Origin of the sequence: Mesorhizobium sp. M1A.F.Ca.IN.022.07.1.1, from assembly GCF_003997575.1 — a bacterium.
GTDB lineage: Bacteria > Pseudomonadota > Alphaproteobacteria > Rhizobiales > Rhizobiaceae > Mesorhizobium.
This window is the reverse complement of sequence record NZ_RZST01000087.1, coordinates 1-17999: the sequence shown is the minus strand read 5'-3', so window position 1 is coordinate 17999 and position 17999 is coordinate 1. Positions and strand designations below refer to the sequence as shown.

18 protein-coding genes, 1 tRNA gene and 1 pseudogene are annotated in these 17999 nt (G+C 62.7%); 14 read left to right on the top strand and 6 right to left on the bottom strand.

The window, feature by feature from the left end; translation table 11 throughout:
- The 10 genes and pseudogenes from EOA75_RS12680 to EOA75_RS12635 form a co-directional block, all read left to right on the top strand.
- Positions 1–434: pseudogene (locus tag EOA75_RS12680) on the top strand (DeoR family transcriptional regulator); the annotation flags it as partial.
- A gap of 126 nt (positions 435–560) precedes the next feature.
- Positions 561–2087, top strand: coding sequence for a glycerol-3-phosphate dehydrogenase (glpD, locus tag EOA75_RS12675; RefSeq protein WP_067319781.1), 1527 nt, complete (start codon positions 561–563; stop codon positions 2085–2087).
- 39 nt (positions 2088–2126) lie between these two features.
- Positions 2127–3206: an ABC transporter ATP-binding protein gene (locus tag EOA75_RS12670; RefSeq protein WP_127324362.1), complete on the top strand. Its 1080-nt coding sequence runs from the start codon at positions 2127–2129 to the stop codon at positions 3204–3206.
- A 10-nt stretch (positions 3207–3216) separates the two neighbouring features.
- Complete coding sequence (locus tag EOA75_RS12665; RefSeq protein ID WP_127324361.1) at positions 3217–4284, top strand: ABC transporter ATP-binding protein; 1068 nt, start codon at positions 3217–3219, stop codon at positions 4282–4284.
- A complete protein-coding gene (locus EOA75_RS12660) occupies positions 4285–5151 on the top strand; it encodes a sugar ABC transporter permease (RefSeq protein ID WP_066992534.1) in 867 nt (288 codons plus the stop codon).
- Between the two features lies 1 nt (position 5152).
- Complete coding sequence (locus tag EOA75_RS12655; protein WP_066992537.1) at positions 5153–6061, top strand: carbohydrate ABC transporter permease; 909 nt, start codon at positions 5153–5155, stop codon at positions 6059–6061.
- Positions 6062–6064: 3 nt separating this feature from the next.
- Positions 6065–6352, top strand: a complete 288-nt coding sequence (locus EOA75_RS12650) for a DUF2160 domain-containing protein (RefSeq protein ID WP_067319787.1) — start codon at positions 6065–6067, stop codon at positions 6350–6352.
- A 77-nt stretch (positions 6353–6429) separates the two neighbouring features.
- On the top strand, positions 6430–8160 hold the full coding sequence (locus tag EOA75_RS12645) for an ABC transporter substrate-binding protein (RefSeq protein ID WP_066992542.1): 1731 nt from the start codon (positions 6430–6432) through the stop codon (positions 8158–8160).
- A 90-nt stretch (positions 8161–8250) separates the two neighbouring features.
- Entirely contained in the window at positions 8251–9744 is a 1494-nt protein-coding gene (gene glpK / locus EOA75_RS12640; protein ID WP_127324360.1) for a glycerol kinase GlpK, read from the top strand.
- Between the two features lie 32 nt (positions 9745–9776).
- Complete coding sequence (locus EOA75_RS12635) at positions 9777–10256, top strand: DUF6882 domain-containing protein (protein WP_067319793.1); 480 nt, start codon at positions 9777–9779, stop codon at positions 10254–10256.
- Positions 10257–10323: 67 nt separating this feature from the next.
- Here EOA75_RS12635 and EOA75_RS12630 read toward each other — a convergent pair whose 3' ends face one another.
- Entirely contained in the window at positions 10324–10779 is a 456-nt protein-coding gene (locus EOA75_RS12630) for a BA14K family protein (protein ID WP_127324359.1), read from the bottom strand.
- A 283-nt stretch (positions 10780–11062) separates the two neighbouring features.
- Between EOA75_RS12630 and EOA75_RS12625 the strand changes: the two genes are divergently transcribed.
- The 4 genes from EOA75_RS12625 to EOA75_RS12610 all read left to right on the top strand — a co-directional run bounded on the left by EOA75_RS12625 (position 11063) and on the right by EOA75_RS12610 (position 13764).
- Positions 11063–11138, top strand: a tRNA-Lys gene (locus tag EOA75_RS12625).
- Positions 11139–11609: 471 nt separating this feature from the next.
- Complete coding sequence (locus EOA75_RS12620) at positions 11610–12149, top strand: J domain-containing protein (RefSeq protein WP_067319800.1); 540 nt, start codon at positions 11610–11612, stop codon at positions 12147–12149.
- A gap of 183 nt (positions 12150–12332) precedes the next feature.
- A complete protein-coding gene (locus tag EOA75_RS12615) occupies positions 12333–12518 on the top strand; it encodes a hypothetical protein (RefSeq protein WP_066992556.1) in 186 nt (61 codons plus the stop codon).
- Positions 12519–12618: 100 nt separating this feature from the next.
- Positions 12619–13764: a hypothetical protein gene (locus EOA75_RS12610; RefSeq protein ID WP_127324358.1), complete on the top strand. Its 1146-nt coding sequence runs from the start codon at positions 12619–12621 to the stop codon at positions 13762–13764.
- A 33-nt stretch (positions 13765–13797) separates the two neighbouring features.
- Here EOA75_RS12610 and dprA read toward each other — a convergent pair whose 3' ends face one another.
- The 5 genes from dprA to EOA75_RS34505 form a co-directional block, all read right to left on the bottom strand.
- Entirely contained in the window at positions 13798–14925 is a 1128-nt protein-coding gene (dprA, locus tag EOA75_RS12605) for a DNA-processing protein DprA (protein ID WP_095825355.1), read from the bottom strand.
- Positions 14922–15503, bottom strand: coding sequence for a glycerol-3-phosphate 1-O-acyltransferase PlsY (gene plsY / locus EOA75_RS12600; RefSeq protein ID WP_067319814.1), 582 nt, complete (start codon positions 15501–15503; stop codon positions 14922–14924). Before plsY ends, dprA begins: the two co-directional genes overlap by 4 nt.
- Positions 15504–15558: 55 nt before the next feature.
- Positions 15559–16845, bottom strand: a complete 1287-nt coding sequence (locus tag EOA75_RS12595; protein ID WP_127324357.1) for a dihydroorotase — start codon at positions 16843–16845, stop codon at positions 15559–15561.
- The gene (locus EOA75_RS12590) at positions 16842–17807 is read right to left on the bottom strand and encodes an aspartate carbamoyltransferase catalytic subunit (RefSeq protein WP_095777744.1); all 966 of its coding nucleotides are present in this window, start codon (positions 17805–17807) and stop codon (positions 16842–16844) included. The genes EOA75_RS12595 and EOA75_RS12590 overlap by 4 nt, the downstream gene beginning before the upstream one ends.
- Positions 17804–17999 (bottom strand): hypothetical protein (locus tag EOA75_RS34505; protein WP_206516993.1); only part of this gene is annotated, 196 nt, incomplete at its 5' end. The genes EOA75_RS12590 and EOA75_RS34505, both read right to left, overlap by 4 nt.

Below are 17999 nucleotides of genomic sequence, written 5' to 3'. Positions count from 1 at the left end.
ACCATAACGGGCTTATGGTCATCACCAATAACATCAACGTTGCCAATAGGATGCGGATCTATCCTTCGATCGAGGTGGTGATCGCCGGCGGCGTTGTACGCGGCTCCGACGGCGGCGTCGTGGGTGAGGCCGCGGTGGATTTCATTCGCCAGTTCAAAGTCGACTACGCCGTCATCGGCGCCTCGGCCATCGACCATGACGGCGCGCTGCTCGACTTCGACTTTCGCGAAGTGAAAGTGGCGCAGGCCATCATCGCCAATGCGCGTCATGTGATTCTCGTCTCCGACCGGACAAAATTCGAGCGCACGGCGCCGGTTCGCATTGGTCACCTGTCGCAGGTGAACACCTTCATCACCGACCGTTGCGACATCCCTTCGGTGCGCCGGATTTGCGAGGAAACGGAGGTTCGTTTGATCGAGACAGCGCTTGGATAACGTCTCTTCACGGACATCTCACGCACCTGTGATATTTCGTTTGACATTCGGATCGAGTTCGAAATAATCCCGCCACGGTTTCGCGAAACACAAAAATGGTGCAATGCGAAATCGTGGAGGAACCCTGTGGACGCATCTCCGATCCATGACATTTTTGTCATAGGCGGCGGCATCAATGGCTGCGGCATCGCCCGCGACGCCGTTGGCCGCGGATTTTCCGTATACCTCGCCGAGATGAACGATCTCGCCAGCGGGACTTCCTCCGGCTCGACCAAACTGATCCATGGCGGGTTGCGCTATCTCGAGTTCTACGAATTCCGGCTGGTGCGCGAAGCGCTGATGGAGCGCGAGGTTCTGTGGAAGAACGCGCCGCATATCATCTGGCCGATGCGCTTCGTGCTGCCCTACGCCAAGGGCCTGCGTCCGGCCTGGCTGATCCGGCTCGGCCTTTTCCTTTACGACCATATCGGCGGGCGCAAGCTGCTGCCGGCGACCAAGACGCTGGACATGGCCACCGATCCGGCCGGCAAGCCGCTGAAGCCGCTGTTCCGCAAGGCGTTCGAATATTCGGACGGCTGGGTCAACGATGCCCGCCTCGTGGCGCTCAATGCCCGCGACGCGGCCGACCGCGGCGCCGTCATCCGCACTCGCACCAAGGTGGTCAGCGCGCGCCGCGAGAGCGGGCTGTGGACGATCAAGATCCAGAACGTGCTGACCGGCGAGATCGAGGAAGTCCGCGCGCGTCTTCTCGTCAACGCCGCCGGGCCGTGGGTCGATCAGGTATTGGCAAAAACCGTCGGCCAGAACGATGTGCACAATGTTCGGCTGGTGCAGGGCAGCCACATCGTCATCGGCAAGAAGTTCGACGATCCGCGCGCCTATTTCTTTCAGAACAAGGACGGACGCATCATCTTCGCCATTCCTTACGAAGAAGAGTTCACGCTGATCGGCACCACCGACCGCGACTTTCCCGGCGATCCGCATGAGGTGAAGATCAGCGATACCGAGATCGACTATCTTTGCGCCGCCGCGAGCGAATATTTCGCCCAGCCGGTCAAGCGTTCGGACATCGTCTGGACCTATTCGGCGGTGCGCCCGCTTTATGACGACGGCGCCTCGAAGGCGCAGGAGGCGACGCGCGACTATGTGCTGAAGGCCGATGGCGGGGAGGGTGCCGCCCCCTTGCTCAACGCCTTCGGCGGCAAGATCACCACGTTCCGCCGGCTGGCGGAATCGATGTTGGAGAAGATCGAAGGCTTTCTCGGCAAGCGCGGCAAGCCATGGACCGCCAACGCGCCGCTGCCCGGCGGCGATTTTCCGGCGACCGGGTTCGACGAGCAGGTATCGAGGCTCAAGAACGCCTATCCGTTCCTCGACCAACGGCTGGCACGCAGGTTGACCCGGCTTTACGGCACGCGCGCGGAGAAGCTGCTTGGCCTCGCCAAGTCGAATGCCGATCTCGGCCGCAATTTCGGTGCCGACCTCTATGAAGCCGAGGTGCGCTACCTGGTCGAGAACGAGTGGGCGATCACCGCCGAGGACGTGCTGTGGCGCAGGACCAAACGCGGCCTGCATTTCAGCCGCGAGCAGACGGCGGCATTGGAAGAATTCATGCGCGGGTTAAGCAGCCGCCATGTCGCCGCGGCGGAATGAGGATCGAGCGCTGATGCGCAAGGCCTGGGAGGAGGCGTAATGCTGGAATTGAGGAACGTGACGAAGACGGTCGGCGCGCAGGAGCATGTCCGCGACGTGTCGCTGACGCTTCAGCACGGCTCGCTGAATGTCCTGCTCGGGCCGACGCTTTCCGGCAAGACCAGCCTGATGCGGCTGATGGCCGGGCTCGACGCGCCAACTTCCGGCTCCGTCTGGTTCGACGGCAAGGACGTCACCGGACAGCCGGTGCAGAAGCGCAACGTCGCCATGGTCTACCAGCAATTCATCAACTACCCGGCGATGACGGTGTACGAGAACATCGCCTCGCCGCTGCGGGTTGCCGGCATCGAACAGGCCAGGATCGACAAGGAGGTGCGCGACGCTGCGGCACTTCTCAAGCTCACGCCCTATCTCGACCGCACGCCGCTCAACCTCTCGGGCGGCCAGCAGCAGCGCACGGCGCTTGCCCGCGCCATCGTCAAGAACGCCAGCCTGGTGCTGCTCGACGAGCCGCTCGCCAATCTCGACTACAAGCTGCGCGAGGAGTTGCGCGCCGAATTGCCGAAGATTTTCGCCGCGGCGGGCACGATCTTCGTCTATGCCACGACCGAGCCGCACGAGGCGCTTTTGCTCGGCGGCAACACCGCGACGCTTTCGGAAGGTCGCGTCACGCAGTTCGGCCCAACCGTCGAGGTGTTCCGCAAGCCGGTCGACCTGGTGACGGCGCGGACCTTCGCCGACCCTCCGCTCAACACCATTGTGCTCGCCAAGAAGGGATCGGACTTCCTTCTCGAAGGAGGCGTGAAGCTGCCGGTGCCGCCCGAACTGCTCGGCATTCCGGATGCCAGCTACACGATCGGCTTCCAGCCGCACCATTTGTCGCTGGAGCGTGCCAACCCCGGCGCCGTGCCGGTGCGGGCCAAGGTCACCATCACCGAGATCACCGGCTCGGAAAGCTTCGTCCATCTCGACTTCGCCGACGCGCGCTGGGTGATGCTCGCGCACGGCATCCTCGATTTCGAGACCGACGACGAGGTCGAGGTGTTCATCGACCCGCGCCACATCATGGTCTTCGACCAGAACGGCCGCGCGGTGACTGCGTCGAAGCTGGCGGCTTGAGGAGGGAGCGATGGCACGCATCGACGTCAACCACATCCGCCACTCCTACCTGACCAATCCAAAGAAGGATTCGGATTTCGCGCTGAAGGAAGTGCATCACACCTTCGAGGACGGCGGCGCCTATGCGCTGCTCGGGCCGTCCGGCTGCGGCAAGACCACCTTGCTCAACATCATCTCGGGGCTGCTCCATCCCTCGCACGGCCAGCTCCTGTTCAACGGCCGGAACGTGACCAATCTGTCGACGCAGGAGCGCAATATCGCCCAGGTGTTCCAATTCCCGGTCATCTACGACACCATGACCGTCTACGACAATCTGGCCTTTCCGCTGCGCAACCGCCGCGTGCCGGAGGCCGATGTCGACCGCAAGGTGCGCGAGACGCTCGACATGATCGATCTCGCCTCGATGGCGAACCGGAAGGCGCGCCGGCTGACCGCCGACCAGAAGCAGAAGATCTCGCTCGGTCGAGGACTGGTGCGCTCGGACGTCAACGCCATCCTGTTCGACGAGCCGCTCACCGTCATCGATCCGCATATGAAATGGGTGCTGCGTTCGCAGCTGAAGCAGCTGCATCGCCGGTTTGGTTACACCATGGTCTATGTCACGCACGACCAGACCGAAGCGCTGACTTTCGCCGACCGCGTCGTGGTCATGTATGACGGCGAGATCGTGCAGATCGGCACGCCGGCCGAGCTGTTCGAGCGGCCGCGCCACACCTTCGTCGGCTATTTCATCGGTTCGCCGGGCATGAATGTGCTTCCGGTTGCGCTCGAAGGCAGGACGGCGTTGCTCGGCTCGCAGCGCATCGAACTGCCGGGCGCACCCAGGGCCGAAGCCGGTCCCGTCGAGCTCGGCATCCGTCCCGAATATGTCCGGCTCGGCCGCGAGGGCATGGCGGTTTCCGTCAGCAAGGTCGAGGATGTTGGCCGCCACAAGGTGGTTCGCGCCAATCTCGAGGGCAAAGAGATCGCCGCCGTCATCGGCGAGGACGATGAGCTGCCGACCGAACCCAGGGTCCGCTTCGATCCGGCCGGCATCAACATCTATGCCGATTCATGGCGCGTCGAGATGGGGGCGTAGATGGAAAAGACCTGGAACAACAAAGCCTGGTTCCTCGTCCTGCCGGTGTTGGTGCTGGTGGCCTTCTCGGCCGTCATTCCGCTGATGACCGTCGTCAACTATTCGGTGCAGGACACGTTCGGCAACAATGTCTTCTTCTGGGCCGGCACCGAGTGGTTCGAGGAGTTGCTGGCGTCCGACCGCTTCTGGGAAGCGATGGCGCGCAACCTGATCTTCTCCTTCATCATCCTGGCGATCGAGGTGCCGCTCGGCATCTTCATCGCGCTCAACATGCCGAAGAAGGGATGGGGCGTGCCGGTCTGCCTGGTGCTGATGGCGCTGCCGCTGCTCATCCCATGGAACGTCGTCGGCACGATCTGGCAGGTGTTCGGCCGCAACGACATCGGCCTGCTCGGCTACTACGTCAACGCATTCGGCATCGACTACAACTATGTCCAGGATCCGATCGACGCGTGGGTCACCGTCATCATCATGGACGTGTGGCACTGGACGAGCCTGGTCGTGCTGCTCTGCTATGCCGGCCTGGTTTCGATCCCGGACGCCTTCTACCAGGCGGCCAAGATCGACGGCGCCTCGCGCTGGGCGGTGTTCCGCTACATCCAGCTGCCGAAGATGCAGCGGGTGCTGCTGATCGCGGTGCTGCTGCGCTTCATGGACTCCTTCATGATCTATACCGAGCCCTTCGTTGTCACCGGCGGCGGTCCCGGCAATTCGACCACGTTCCTGTCGATCGACCTCGTCAAGATGGCGCTCGGTCAGTTCGATCTCGGTCCGGCGGCGGCCATGTCGCTGGTCTATTTCCTGATCATCCTGTTGTTGTCGTGGGTGTTCTACACCGTGATGACCAACTACGACGCGGAGCGCTGAGATGGCGAGCGCAAACGAGACGACACGCGTAAGCGAAGCGGCGGTCACCGAGGTAGGCAGCACGCTTTCGCAGGACGAGGTGGCGAAGCTGATGCGGCGCCGGGGCGAGGAATCGCGCTGGTGGTGGATTGTGCCGACGCTCTACATCGTCGTGCTGCTGCTGCCGATCTACTGGCTCATCAACATGAGCTTCAAGACCAATGCGGAGATCGTCTCGTCGCTGACGTTGTTCCCGCACAATCCGACGCTGGCAAACTACCGCACCATCTTCACCGATGCGTCCTGGTATTCGGGCTACATCAATTCGATCACCTATGTGGTGATGAACATGGTGATCTCGGTGGCCGTGGCGCTGCCCGCGGCGTACGCCTTCTCGCGCTACCGCTTCCTCGGCGACAAGCACCTGTTCTTCTGGCTCTTGACGAACCGCATGGCGCCGCCGGCGGTGTTCGCCCTGCCGTTCTTCCAGCTCTATTCGGCCTTCGGCCTGATCGACACGCATATCGCGGTGGCGCTGGCGCACTGTCTGTTCAACGTGCCGCTGGCGGTGTGGATCCTGGAAGGCTTCATGTCCGGGGTGCCGAAGGAGATCGACGAGACCGCCTATATCGACGGCTATTCCTTCCCGCGCTTCTTCGTAAAGATCTTCATGCCGCTGATCGCGAGCGGCATCGGTGTCGCCTGCTTCTTCTGCTTCATGTTCTCTTGGGTGGAGCTTTTGATCGCCCGAACGCTGACGACGACCGACGCCAAGCCGATCGCGGCCACCATGACCCGCACCGTCTCGGCCGCCGGCATGGACTGGGGGCTGCTCGCCGCAGCCGGCGTGCTGACGCTGATCCCCGGCGCGCTCGTGATCTGGTTTGTGCGCAACTATATCGCCAAGGGCTTCGCCCTGGGGAGGGTGTGATCGATGAACCTCGACTTCTCCTGGATGGCGTGGACGTTGCCGACGGCGGCTTTCTTCGGAACCGTATTGCTGCTGCTGGTCGGCATGGCGGCCTGGGAATATGCCTCGCCCGGCGGCAATCCGCGCGTCGGGATCCTGCGCTTCGAAACGACGCGCGGCGACCGCCTCTTCCTGTCGCTGCTCGGCAGCGCCTTTATCCATCTCGCTTGGCTGGGTCTCGTTGGACCCAACCTGTGGTGGGCTCTCGCTCTCTCCGTGGTCTACGCGATCGGCGTATTCCGATACGTATAGAGGGGGAAATAGTTGGAGCGGCCGCGTGCCGGCGGCCGCTCCAGATCGCACTTGCAACCTAAGACTGGAGGAAACACATGCGACGGCAAATTTTTACATCAACGACAGCCATTGCACTATTGCTGGGCGTAGGTAACGCCTATGCCGGTATGGACGAGGCAAAAGCCTTTCTCGACAAGGAGATAGGTGATCTGTCGACGCTTTCGCGCGCCGATCAGGAAAAGGAAATGCAGTGGTTCATCGACGCAGCCAAGCCGTTTGCCGGCATGGACATCAAGGTCGTGTCGGAAACCATCGCCACCCATTCCTATGAATCGCAGGTGCTGGCGCCGGCCTTCTCGGCCATCACTGGCATCAAGGTCACCCACGACACGATCCAGGAAGGTGACGTCGTCGAGAAGATCCAGACCCAGATGCAGACCGGTCAGAACCTCTATGACGGCTGGGTCAACGACTCCGACCTGATCGGCACGCACTGGCGCTACCAGCAGGTGCGCAACCTGACCGACTGGATGGAAGGCGACGGCAAGGACGTCACCAATCCGAATCTCGACCTGAAGGACTTCATCGGCACCTCGTTCACGACGGCGCCCGACAAGAAGCTCTATCAACTGCCGGACCAGCAGTTCGCGAACCTCTACTGGTTCCGCTACGACTGGTTCAACGACGAGAAGAACAAGGCCGACTTCAAGGCCAAGTACGGCTACGATCTCGGCGTTCCCGTCAACTGGTCGGCCTATGAGGACATCGCCGCGTTCTTCACCGGCCGCGAAATCGATGGCAAGAAGGTCTACGGCCACATGGACTACGGCAAGAAGGACCCGTCGCTCGGCTGGCGGTTCACCGACGCCTGGCTGTCCATGGCCGGCAACGGCGACAAGGGCATTCCGAACGGCCTGCCGGTCGACGAATGGGGCATCAAGGTCGACGAGAATTCGCGGCCCGTGGGCTCCTGCACCGCGCGCGGCGGCGACACGAATGGTCCGGCTGCCGTCTACTCGATCCAGAAATACCTCGACTGGCTGAAGGCCTACGCCCCGGCCGAAGCGCAGGGCATGACCTTCTCCGAATCCGGCCCGGTTCCGGCGCAGGGTGGGGTGGCCCAGCAGATCTTCTGGTACACCGCTTTCACCGCCTCGATGGTCGACGCCAGCGCCAAGGCGGTGCTGAACGACGACGGCACGCCGAAGTGGCGCATGGCGCCGTCGCCGCATGGTGTCTACTGGAAGGACGGCATGAAGCTCGGCTACCAGGACGTGGGTTCCTGGACGTTGATGAAGTCGACGCCGACCGACCGCGCCAAGGCCGCCTGGCTTTACGCCCAGTTCGTCACCTCGAAGACCGTCGACGTGAAGAAGAGCCATGTCGGCTTGACCTTCATCCGCGAGAGCACGATCCACGACAAGAGCTTCACCGAGCGCGCTCCGAAGCTCGGCGGCCTGATCGAGTTCTACCGCTCGCCGGCCCGCGTCCAGTGGTCGCCGACCGGCACCAACGTGCCTGACTATCCGAAGCTCGCTCAGCTCTGGTGGCAGGCGATCGGCGATGCGTCGTCGGGCGCCAAGACCGCGCAGGAAGCGATGGACTCGCTTTGCGCCGAGCAGGAAAAGGTCATGAGCCGCATCGAGAAGTCGGGCGTCCAGGGCGATATCGGCCCGAAGATGGCCGAAGAGCATGATCTCGAATACTGGAACAAGGACGCGGTCTCGAAGGGCAACCTTGCGCCGCAGTTGAAGATCGAGAACGAAAAGGAAAAGCCGATCACCATCAACTACGACGAGCTGGTGAAGAGCTGGCAGCAGCAGTAACTGCATGACGCAGGCCCGCGAGCCTGTGTAGGAAATGCAGGGGAGGCGGCTTGGCCGTCTCCCCTGTTGCATGAGAAGTGGAGGGACGGAATGAGCGGTTTTGTGCTGGCCATCGACCAGGGAACGACCTCGACCAGGGCGATTGTCTTCGACAATGAAATGAAAGTCGCCGGCACGGGCCAGCAGGAATTCACGCAGCATTATCCGGCTTCCGGCTGGGTCGAGCATGATCCGGAAGACATTTGGGCAAGCGTGCTCGCGACAGTGAAGGCGGCGCTGAAGGCTGCCGGTTGCGCAGCATCGGATATGGCCGCGATCGGCATCACCAACCAGCGCGAGACGGTGGTCATCTGGGACAAGGCGACGGGAAAACCGATCCACAACGCGATTGTGTGGCAGGACAGACGAACCGCGCCGCTTTGCCAGAAGCTCAAGAAGCAAGGGCTGGAGAAGACGTTCACGAAAAAGACCGGGTTGCTGCTCGATCCCTATTTCTCCGGCACCAAGATCGCCTGGATGCTGGACAAGGTGAAGGGCGCGAGAAAGCGCGCCGAGAAAGGCGAATTGCTCGCCGGCACGATCGACAGTTTTCTCATCTGGCGCCTGACCGGCGGCAAGGTACACGCCACCGATGCCACCAACGCCTCGCGCACGCTGGTCTACAACATCGAGAAGAATGTCTGGGACGACGAGCTGCTGTCCATCCTGAACATACCGGCCGCGGTCCTGCCGCAGGTGAAGGACTGCGCCGATGATTTCGGTGTCACAGAAAAGAGCCTTTTCGGCGCCGAGATGAGGATTCTCGGGGTCGCCGGCGACCAGCACGCAGCGACCATCGGCCAGGCCTGTTTCGAGCCGGGCATGATGAAGTCCACCTACGGCACCGGCTGCTTCGCGCTGCTGAACACCGGCGCCGATCTGGTGCGCTCGAAGAACCGGCTCTTGACCACCATCGCCTATCGGTTGAACGGCAAGACCACCTATGCGCTGGAGGGCTCGATCTTCATTGCGGGTGCCGCCGTGCAATGGCTGCGCGACGGCATCAAGGTGATCGGCAAGGCCGAGCAGAGCGGCGCGCTGGCGGCGACCGCCGATCCGGCGCAACAAGTCTATCTGGTGCCGGCCTTTGTCGGCCTGGGCGCGCCGCACTGGGACGCGGATGCCCGCGGCGCGATCTTCGGCCTGACGCGCAATTCAGGCCCGGCCGAGTTCGCGCGCGCGGCGCTCGAATCCGTCGCCTTCCAGACGCGCGACCTGCTCGACGCCATGCGCAAGGATTGGAAGGGCGCTTCCGCCAAGACCGTGCTGCGGGTCGACGGCGGCATGGTCGCATCGGATTGGACCATGCAGAGGTTGGCCGACATCCTCGACGCGCCGGTCGATCGGCCGACCATCCTGGAAACGACCGCGCTGGGTGCCGCCTGGCTTGCCGGATCCAAAGCCGGCGTGTGGCCGAAGGCGAAGGAGTTTGCCAAGACCTGGTCTCTCGATAAGCGCTTCAAGCCGGATATGGACGCCGCCACCCGTTCCGCCAAGCTGAGTGGCTGGCGCGACGCAGTGCGCAGGACGCTGAGTGTGCAATGAGGGGCGCGGGAGACACGGCAAGGCGAGGGGGCATGAAGCATCCGGACTGGTACCCCGCATGGCGTGACGAGGCTTTCGACCAACTGAACGCCAAGAACCATCGTTTGGAGGATGAATTCCGCCTCGGCAGCTGGCAGCGCTACGACTATGACTTAACGACCGGAAAACTGCTTTTTTCGGCAGATGGTGTCGTCAAGGTGGTCGCTCACATACAGATTGCCGGCTCTACAAGCGCCAAGGCGGACAACTGGCTATGGGCTTGGGCAAATTCAAATTTGCCGGGCGACCTTCTCAGCGACGCCAAGCTGGTTCGGTCATTCGGCGAGGAGAAGGGCATAGACGAACTGGCGCAGGCTTATGTGCTCGACGTGGCCGATGACCTCGAAGCGCTTGGTTGGGGACTGACCGGTGCCATGGTTCGGATTTGCAACGCGCTCGGAGCCTATCGCTCACCCCGAGGGGAAGGCGGGGGCCTGTACCTGATATTGAAAAGCGTCAACTGGGCCAGCTGAACGAACAGAGAGCCCGTGCCTTGCGGCACGGGCTCGGTCAACGACCCTGGATACTGACTGGAGGCTGTCAGTAGGGCGAAACGCACTGCTGACGCGGGCCGTTGTAGGGCTGGAAGGTGTTGTCCGAGGCGCGATAAGACCGATAGCGGTCATAGCACCACTGCACATGGGCATCGCCGCCACGATAGACGCGGTTCTGGCTGTTGATGATGGCGCCGGTAATCAGCGCGCCGGTGGCGAAGGCAGCGAGCGGGAACCAATAATCGCCATGCCGGCGATAGCCGCGGCGATATTCACGGTAGCCGCGATGGCCATTCCAGTAGACGACGCCGTCGCGACGCGAGAAATCGCGGTTGAAGCTGCGGTGTCGTCTCCAATCCCGATACTGCACGGTCTGGACATCCGATGAGAGGCCCTGGGATTGTGGCATATAAGCTGGCTGAGCGTTGACCGGCACCACCTCCGCCGCGATGAACGACGCCGAGAGGGCGGCTGCCATCAGGCCTGATGCGATCCTTTTCATCGATGTACTCCTCGAGGGTTGGTAATCGTCCCTGTGTTGCGAAACGGGTCTGGGTTGCAATGGTTCCCGCTTCTCCATCAACCTATTGTTATCGTAGGGCTTTCTGAAGCGGCACGGGTCCGGGTGATCGGCGGAGGCACCGAAAGCTTCTCCCGGGCACCTTAAGCGCGCCTTCGGGATCCGTTCAAAATCCGCCTTGGAAGCTGGTGTTTTTCCGGTTGACCGGTCGCGGCACTCTCCCTATGTTCCGCGCAATTTCGAGGGCGGTGTTTTGAGCCCGCGGGAGCGCGTAGCTCAGCCGGTAGAGCAACTGACTTTTAATCAGTAGGTCATGGGTTCGAATCCCATCGCGCTCACCAAATATCCAGGCCATTTCAACGAGATAAGGTTTCGACTTCGAGACGGCAGACCGCTTCTCACGCCCCGGCTTATCTGTGGCTGCCAGATTCGTGATTGGCACCGAGAAAGCCCGGCAGCCGAAACGACCCGACCAGGTGGCATTTGGTCTTCCTGTCTCGTTTCAGGACGGGAATGCTTGGCATCGGCTTTGCACCGCAGACATGGCCGGTTTGATCCCCGGCAGCTCGTCGGGCTTGAAGGCCGTTGTTGGGGGCCTCGCCCGACGAGTTCTTCCCAAAGCGACCCTGTCGGCGCCGCTGCTGCCTTCCGCCTAGGCTCAACAGCCTTCCGTGAATTCTGACTGCCAGGTTCCGCAAGATCGCTTGCGGCGAGTCCCTCATGCTCGGTATGCGGCTTGCGCGGGCAGGACGGTTGCGCGATGCTGCGGTTGGGGAGTGGTGTCGCAATATCGATTCTGTGGAATCACCACTATGTTCGTTGACTACTATGAGCTGCTCGAGATCAGCCCGAACGCGAATTCGGAAACGATCGAGCGGATATTTCGTTACTTTGCCATGCGCTACCATCCCGACAATCGGGATACCGGCAATGAGTCACGCTTCAGCGAAATCGTAGAAGCCCATAATACGCTCAAGGATCCAGTCAAACGCGCCCAATACGATGTCCAGTATAGAGACCATTTGAGCGTTCGCCGCGAGCTCGCCGAAGAAGCCAGCGATGCCAAAGGGCTTGAACGGGACGTTGTCATCCAGGCCAAGCTGCTGTCGCTTCTCTATGTAAAACGTCGACAGGACGTCAACAATCCTGGCATTGGCGATGAAGAGCTCGAACGCTTGTCGGGCTGCCCGCGAGAACATCTGGAATTTCATCTTTGGTATCTGAAGGCAAAGAGCTGGATAGCAAGGATCGAAAACGGGATGTTCGCGATCACCGTAGACGGCATCGATCGCGCCAATTCAGAGCATCGCCGTGAAACCGTCGCAACCAGGCTGCTGGATCATGCAACTTGACGATGCCCTCTAATACTGCCGGCTGATCGGTTGCTTTTACATTCGCGAATGCTTGTGTTCGAATTCGCCGGGGCCATGGTTGCCCGGCGAGTAGGATCGATCCGGTGTGGGCCGGCCGCGCCATGCCTGGTTGCGTGCAACCTGGCAGGTAGCGTCAGGATGGCGGCCCAAGGGGAGGATAAATTGCCCGAGAAGAAGGTGATTGCCGTCAAAGACTGGACTTGCGCCATGAGTGACGAACTCGGCCGCGTGGCCCTGACCGTCAATCCGACAGACGGTGAGCCGATCCTGGTCTTGCTGACGATCTTTCAGGCGGCAAAGATGGGGCGCGAGCTGCAGTCGCCGAAACGCGTTCAGTTTTCCATCTAACTGGGGATCGAGACGTCGGCAAAGGCTGGAGCGGCACCCCAACCTTGTCGCCAGGCGGGGTGGCGGCTAAGCTCGATCCTTCCCGAAGGAGAGCTCGACCATGGCACTTGACCTTTCGGTGGATGCTTCAGCCGCTAAAGCGGCGACGCTGCCTGGCAAATATCTGTTTGGCCCGGTCGCCGATTTCCTCATGCTCGGCGGCAGCGCGTTTCTGATCCTGCCCATCCTGTTCCTGGTGCCGCTCGAATATGAAGGCCTCGTCGCTGCAACCATGGTCGTCGTGGCATATCTGGTCAACTACCCCCACTTCGCCCACTCGTACCAGATTTTCTATCGCAATTTCGGGCGCAAGGTGAGGGGCAACGGATACGAGAAGAGCCTGCAGCTTCGCTATATTTTCGCGGGCATCGTCGTCCCCCTGATCATGGCCGCGTTCTTTGCATATGGCGCGGCAAGGGCGGACACTCGGCTGCTGGGATACGCAGCCAACGCCATGTTCTTCTTCGTCGGTTGGCACTACGTCAAGCAAGGCTACGGCATGCTGATGGTCGACGCCGTGCTGAAGCGTAAATTCTTCGACAATCGTGACAAGAAGGTGCTGCTGGTCAACAGCTATGTCGTGTGGATCCTGGCATGGCTCCAGACGAACACGGCGGTGACCCAGGGGAAATATTACGGCCTGGAATATTACACATTCGCGGTCCCTTCCTGGATAACCAACATTGCCCTGCTGGCGGCCGTCGCCTCGACGGCGGCCACGGTTCTGATGCTGATCAACCGCTGGCACAGAAATGGTCATGCGCTGCCGTATAACGGCATCGTAGCCTATGTCGCGTCGCTCTATCTGTGGATCCTGATTGCGAGGATAAACCCGCTCTGGCTGCTAGTGGTGCCGGCCCTCCACTCGCTGCAGTATCTGGCCGTGGTCTGGCGCTACCAGACGAACGTCGAGCGCGACGTCGCGGATGCCGCACAAAATCCGCAACCGAAGGTACTGTCCTTTCTCGGACCTCTCTACAGGCTTAGGGTTCTGGGATTCATCGTCGGGGGTGGTGCGCTCGGATATCTCGGCTTCTGGCTTATGCCGATGGCGATGACTGCCTTGATCCCCTACGACAAGCAAGTCCTCGGGTCCTCGCTGTTCTTCTTCATCGTGCTGATCTTCATCAACGTGCACCACTATTTTCTGGACAACGTGATGTGGCGCCGAGGCAATCCTGAAGTGTCCAAATATTTGTTCCGCTAACGCTGAAGCCGCAGGTCGGAGCAGCAGCCGGGTTCACGCCACCAGCGACACGTTCCCGCCGGCATGGCGCTCGAGGCGTCCGGCGAGGTCGAGCTCCAACAGCACCATGGCGATCTGCGCGGCGCTCAAGCCTGTGTGGCGGATGATCTCGTCGACCGCGATCGGCGTCGGGCCGAGCGCTTCCAGCACGTCGGCGCGTTCGTCGTCGCCGGGCGGCGGCATTGCCGACAAGTCGGGCGCCTCGGCGAGCGGCATGGTCCTTGGCGGGCGAGTGCCAGCCAGCGGTGCCAGCGCGCCCAGAATGTCGGCCGCTTCGGTGACGAGCGTGGCGCCGTCCTTGAGCAGCGCATTGCTGCCGGCGGCACGCGGGTCGAGCGGCGAGCCCGGAACCGCGAAGACCAGTCGGCCCATCTCGCCGGCCAGCCTGGCGCTGATCAGCGAACCCGAGCGCTGTGCGGCTTCGACCACGACGAGCCCGAGCGCAATGCCGGCGACGAGGCGGTTGCGGCGCGGGAAATCCTGCGCTCGCGGCTGCCAGCCGAAGGGCATTTCCGAAACGATGGCGCCGCCGCGCTCGGCGATGTCGTCGCACAGACCGGCATTTTCCGGCGGGTAGGGCACATCGAGGCCGCCGGCCAGCACTCCGACCGTGCCGGTCGAAAGGCTCCCCTGATGCGCCGCGGTGTCGATGCCGCGTGCGAGGCCGGAGACGATGGCGTAGCCCTCGCGACCGAGGTCGCTCGCCAGCATTCTCGCCATCTTGATGCCGGCGAGCGAGGCGTTGCGGGCGCCGACGATCGCCACCGCAGGGAGACGGAACACCGCGCCTTCACCCTTCACCGCCAACAGCGGCGGCGGGTTGTCCAGGGTCTTCAGCAAAGCGGGATAGTCTGCTTCGCCGATGCCGACGAACCGGGCGCCGGCGCGCCGGGCCGCTTCCAACTCCGCCTCGGCTTCGCCGGCGGAGGGAATGCGAGCGATGCGGTTGGCGCCGCCCGAGATCATCAGCTCGGGCAGCATTTCGAGCGCGGCTTCGGCCGAGCCGAAGCGATTGATCAGTTCGCGAAAAGAGGCAGGGCCGACGTTCGGCGTGCGGATCAGGCGAAGCCAGGCAAGCCGTTGCCGCTCGCTAAGGCGCGGGCCGGTGACCGGAGCACTCACCCCTTCGCCCCGATCTTGCCCTCGGTGCCGGCGAGCAGCCGCGAGATGTTGGCGCGGTGCTTGACGAAGACGATCAGGCTCATCAGCGCGAACAGGCCGGCGATCTGAGGCGTGCTGATGAAGTAAAGCGCGATCGGCACGACCACCGTCGCCGCGAGCGCCGCGAGCGAGGAGTAGCGGAACAGGAAGGCCATGGCGAGCCAGACAACGGCGAAGACAACCATGCCCTGCCAGGCAAGCCCGAGCAGCACGCCGAGGTAGGTGGCGACGCCCTTGCCGCCCTTGAATCCTAGCCAGACCGGAAAGAGATGGCCGAGGAAAGCGCCGAAGCCGGCGAGCAGTCCGAAGTCCGGCGAGAAATGTCCGGCGATCAGCACTGCCGCGGTGCCCTTCAGCGCATCGAGCAGCAGCGTCGCAGCGGCGAGCCCCTTGTTGCCGGTGCGCAGCACATTGGTCGCGCCGATGTTGCCTGAACCGATCTGGCGGACATCGCCGAGACCGGCCGCGCGGGTAATCAAAAGCCCGAACGGGATCGAGCCGAGCAGGTATCCGAAGATCAGTGCGAGCCCGTAACCCATTGTCCCCCACCTATTTCAGCCGATCCAGCTGCTTCCGGCTTTGGTCGATTGATGTTCAGGCCGAAAACACTGTGCGGCCCGCTACCATGGTTTGCAAGACTTTGCCCTGAAGGCGCGCGCCTTCGAAACAGGTGTTCTTCGACCGCGAGTGCAGGCCGCTCTCGCTGACGATCCAGGGCTCGTCAAGATCGACCAGCGCAAGATCGGCCGCGGCACCCGGCTTCAGCGTGCCGCCGGGCAGGCCGAACAGTCTTGCCGGCGCGGTGGACAGGGTCTCAACCAGCCTGAGCAGCGGCACATCGCCATTGTGGTAGAGCCGAAGTGCTGCGCCAAGCAGCGTCTCCAGCCCGATCGCCCCGGCGGCGGCATCCGCGAAAGGCAGTCGCTTGGTATCGACATCCTGCGGGTCGTGCGAGGAGACGATGAGATCGATCGTGCCGTCCTTGATCGCCTCGACCATCGCCATCCGGTCGTCCTCGGCGCGCAAGGGCGGGGTGAGCCGGAAGAAGGTGCGGTATTCGCCGACATCGTTCTCATTGAGCGACAGATTGTGGATGGCGACGCCCGCCGTGACATTGGCGCCGTCGGCCTTTGCCCGGCTCACCGCGCCAACCGCCATCGCAGTCGAGATCTTGGCGGCGTGATAGGCGCCGCCGGTCAGCCGCGCCAGCGCCAGGTCCCGCTCCAGCGGGATGAGCTCGGCCTCGCGCGGGATGCAGGAAAGGCCGAGCCAGCTCGCATAAAGGCCCTCGTTCATCACGCCGGCCGAGGCAAGGTCGGCATCCTGGGTTTCATGCGCGATCACGCTACCGAAATCGCGGGCATAAGTCAGCGCGCGGCGCATGACCAAGGCGTTGGCGATCGTGTGTCGACCATCGGTGAAGGCCACGGCGCCGGCTTCGCGCAGCAGGCCGAACTCGGTCATCTCGCGGCCGTCGAGACCCTTTGTGATTGCCGCCGCTGGGAAGATGTTGACGCTTGCGGTGTCCCTTGCCGTGCGCAGCACGAATTCGACCAGCGCCACATTGTCGATCACCGGATTGGTGTCAGGCATCATGACGATGGAGGTGACGCCGCCGCCTGCCGCAGCGACGCTTGCCGAGGCGATGGTCTCGCGGTGCTCACCGCCGGGTTCGCCGATGAAGACGCGGGCATCGATGAGACCCGGAATGATCGTCTTGCCGGCGCAGTCGATGACGACAGCGCCTTCGGGCGCGCCCTGGTTCAGCGCCGCCTTGCCGGCGGCGGCGATCCGGCGGCCGTCGACGATTACCGCACCGATCTCGTCGACACCGCGCGAGGGGTCGACGATGCGGGCCTTGTTGAAGACCGTCACGCTCATGCGCCGCGTCCCTCCTGGTTGCGACGCGGGTCTAACAGCGCTTGCATAACCGCCATGCGCACGGCTACGCCCATCTCGACCTGTTCCTGGATGACGCTCTGCGGCCCGTCGGCGATCTCCGAGGCGATCTCGACGCCGCGGTTCATCGGCCCGGGATGCATGACCAGCGCATCCTCCTTGGCCGCTTTCAGCTTCTCGGCGTCGAGGCCGAAATAGCGGAAATATTCGCGGATCGACGGCACGAAGGCGCCTTCCATGCGCTCGCGCTGCAGGCGCAGCATCATCACGACGTCGGCGTCCTTCAGTCCTTCCGCCATCGAGCGCGACACAATCACGCCCATCCTGTCGATGCCCGCGGGCAGCAGCGTCGAGGGTGCGACCACCCGCACCTGCGCGCCGAGCGCGTTCAAGAGCATGATGTTGGAGCGGGCGACGCGCGAATGCAGAATGTCGCCGCAGATCGCCACGATCAGCTTCGACAGCGGTCCCTTGGCGCGGCGTATGGTCAGCGCGTCGAGCAGCGCCTGCGTCGGGTGCTCATGCGCGCCGTCGCCGGCGTTGACCACCGAGCAGCCGACCTTTTGCGCCAGAAGCGCTGCCGCGCCCGCCGACTGATGGCGGATGATCAGGATATCCGGACGCATGGCGTTGAGCGTCATGGCGGTGTCGATCAGGGTCTCGCCCTTCTTCACCGAAGAGCTCGCCACCGACATGTTCATGACGTCGGCCCCGAGCCGTTTTCCGGCGAGCTCGAAGGACGATTGCGTGCGGGTCGAGGCCTCGTAGAAGAGGTTGATTTGTGTCCGGCCGCGCAGCGTCGAGGTCTTCTTTTCAGATTGCCGCGAGATCGAGACGGCCCGGTCGGCGCGATCGAGCAACAGCTCGATATCAGCGGGGGAAAGATCGCGGATGCCTAGAAGATGGCGGTGAGGGAACAGCGGCAGGGACGAAGCGTCGGTCATCTCAAGGCGCTGCTATAGGGTGCGGTCCGGCCAGCCGCAAGCGCCAGCTTTGGATTGCGCGCGTTCTCCCCGGTATTTTCGTCGCGCGCCTTGCATTGCTTGGCTATAAGGCCCGATGGCTTCGGATTCGCGACCGCGGCCTTGAGATGGTAAGGACCTCTCTGCCAACTGAAGGATTGGGCGTGACCGACG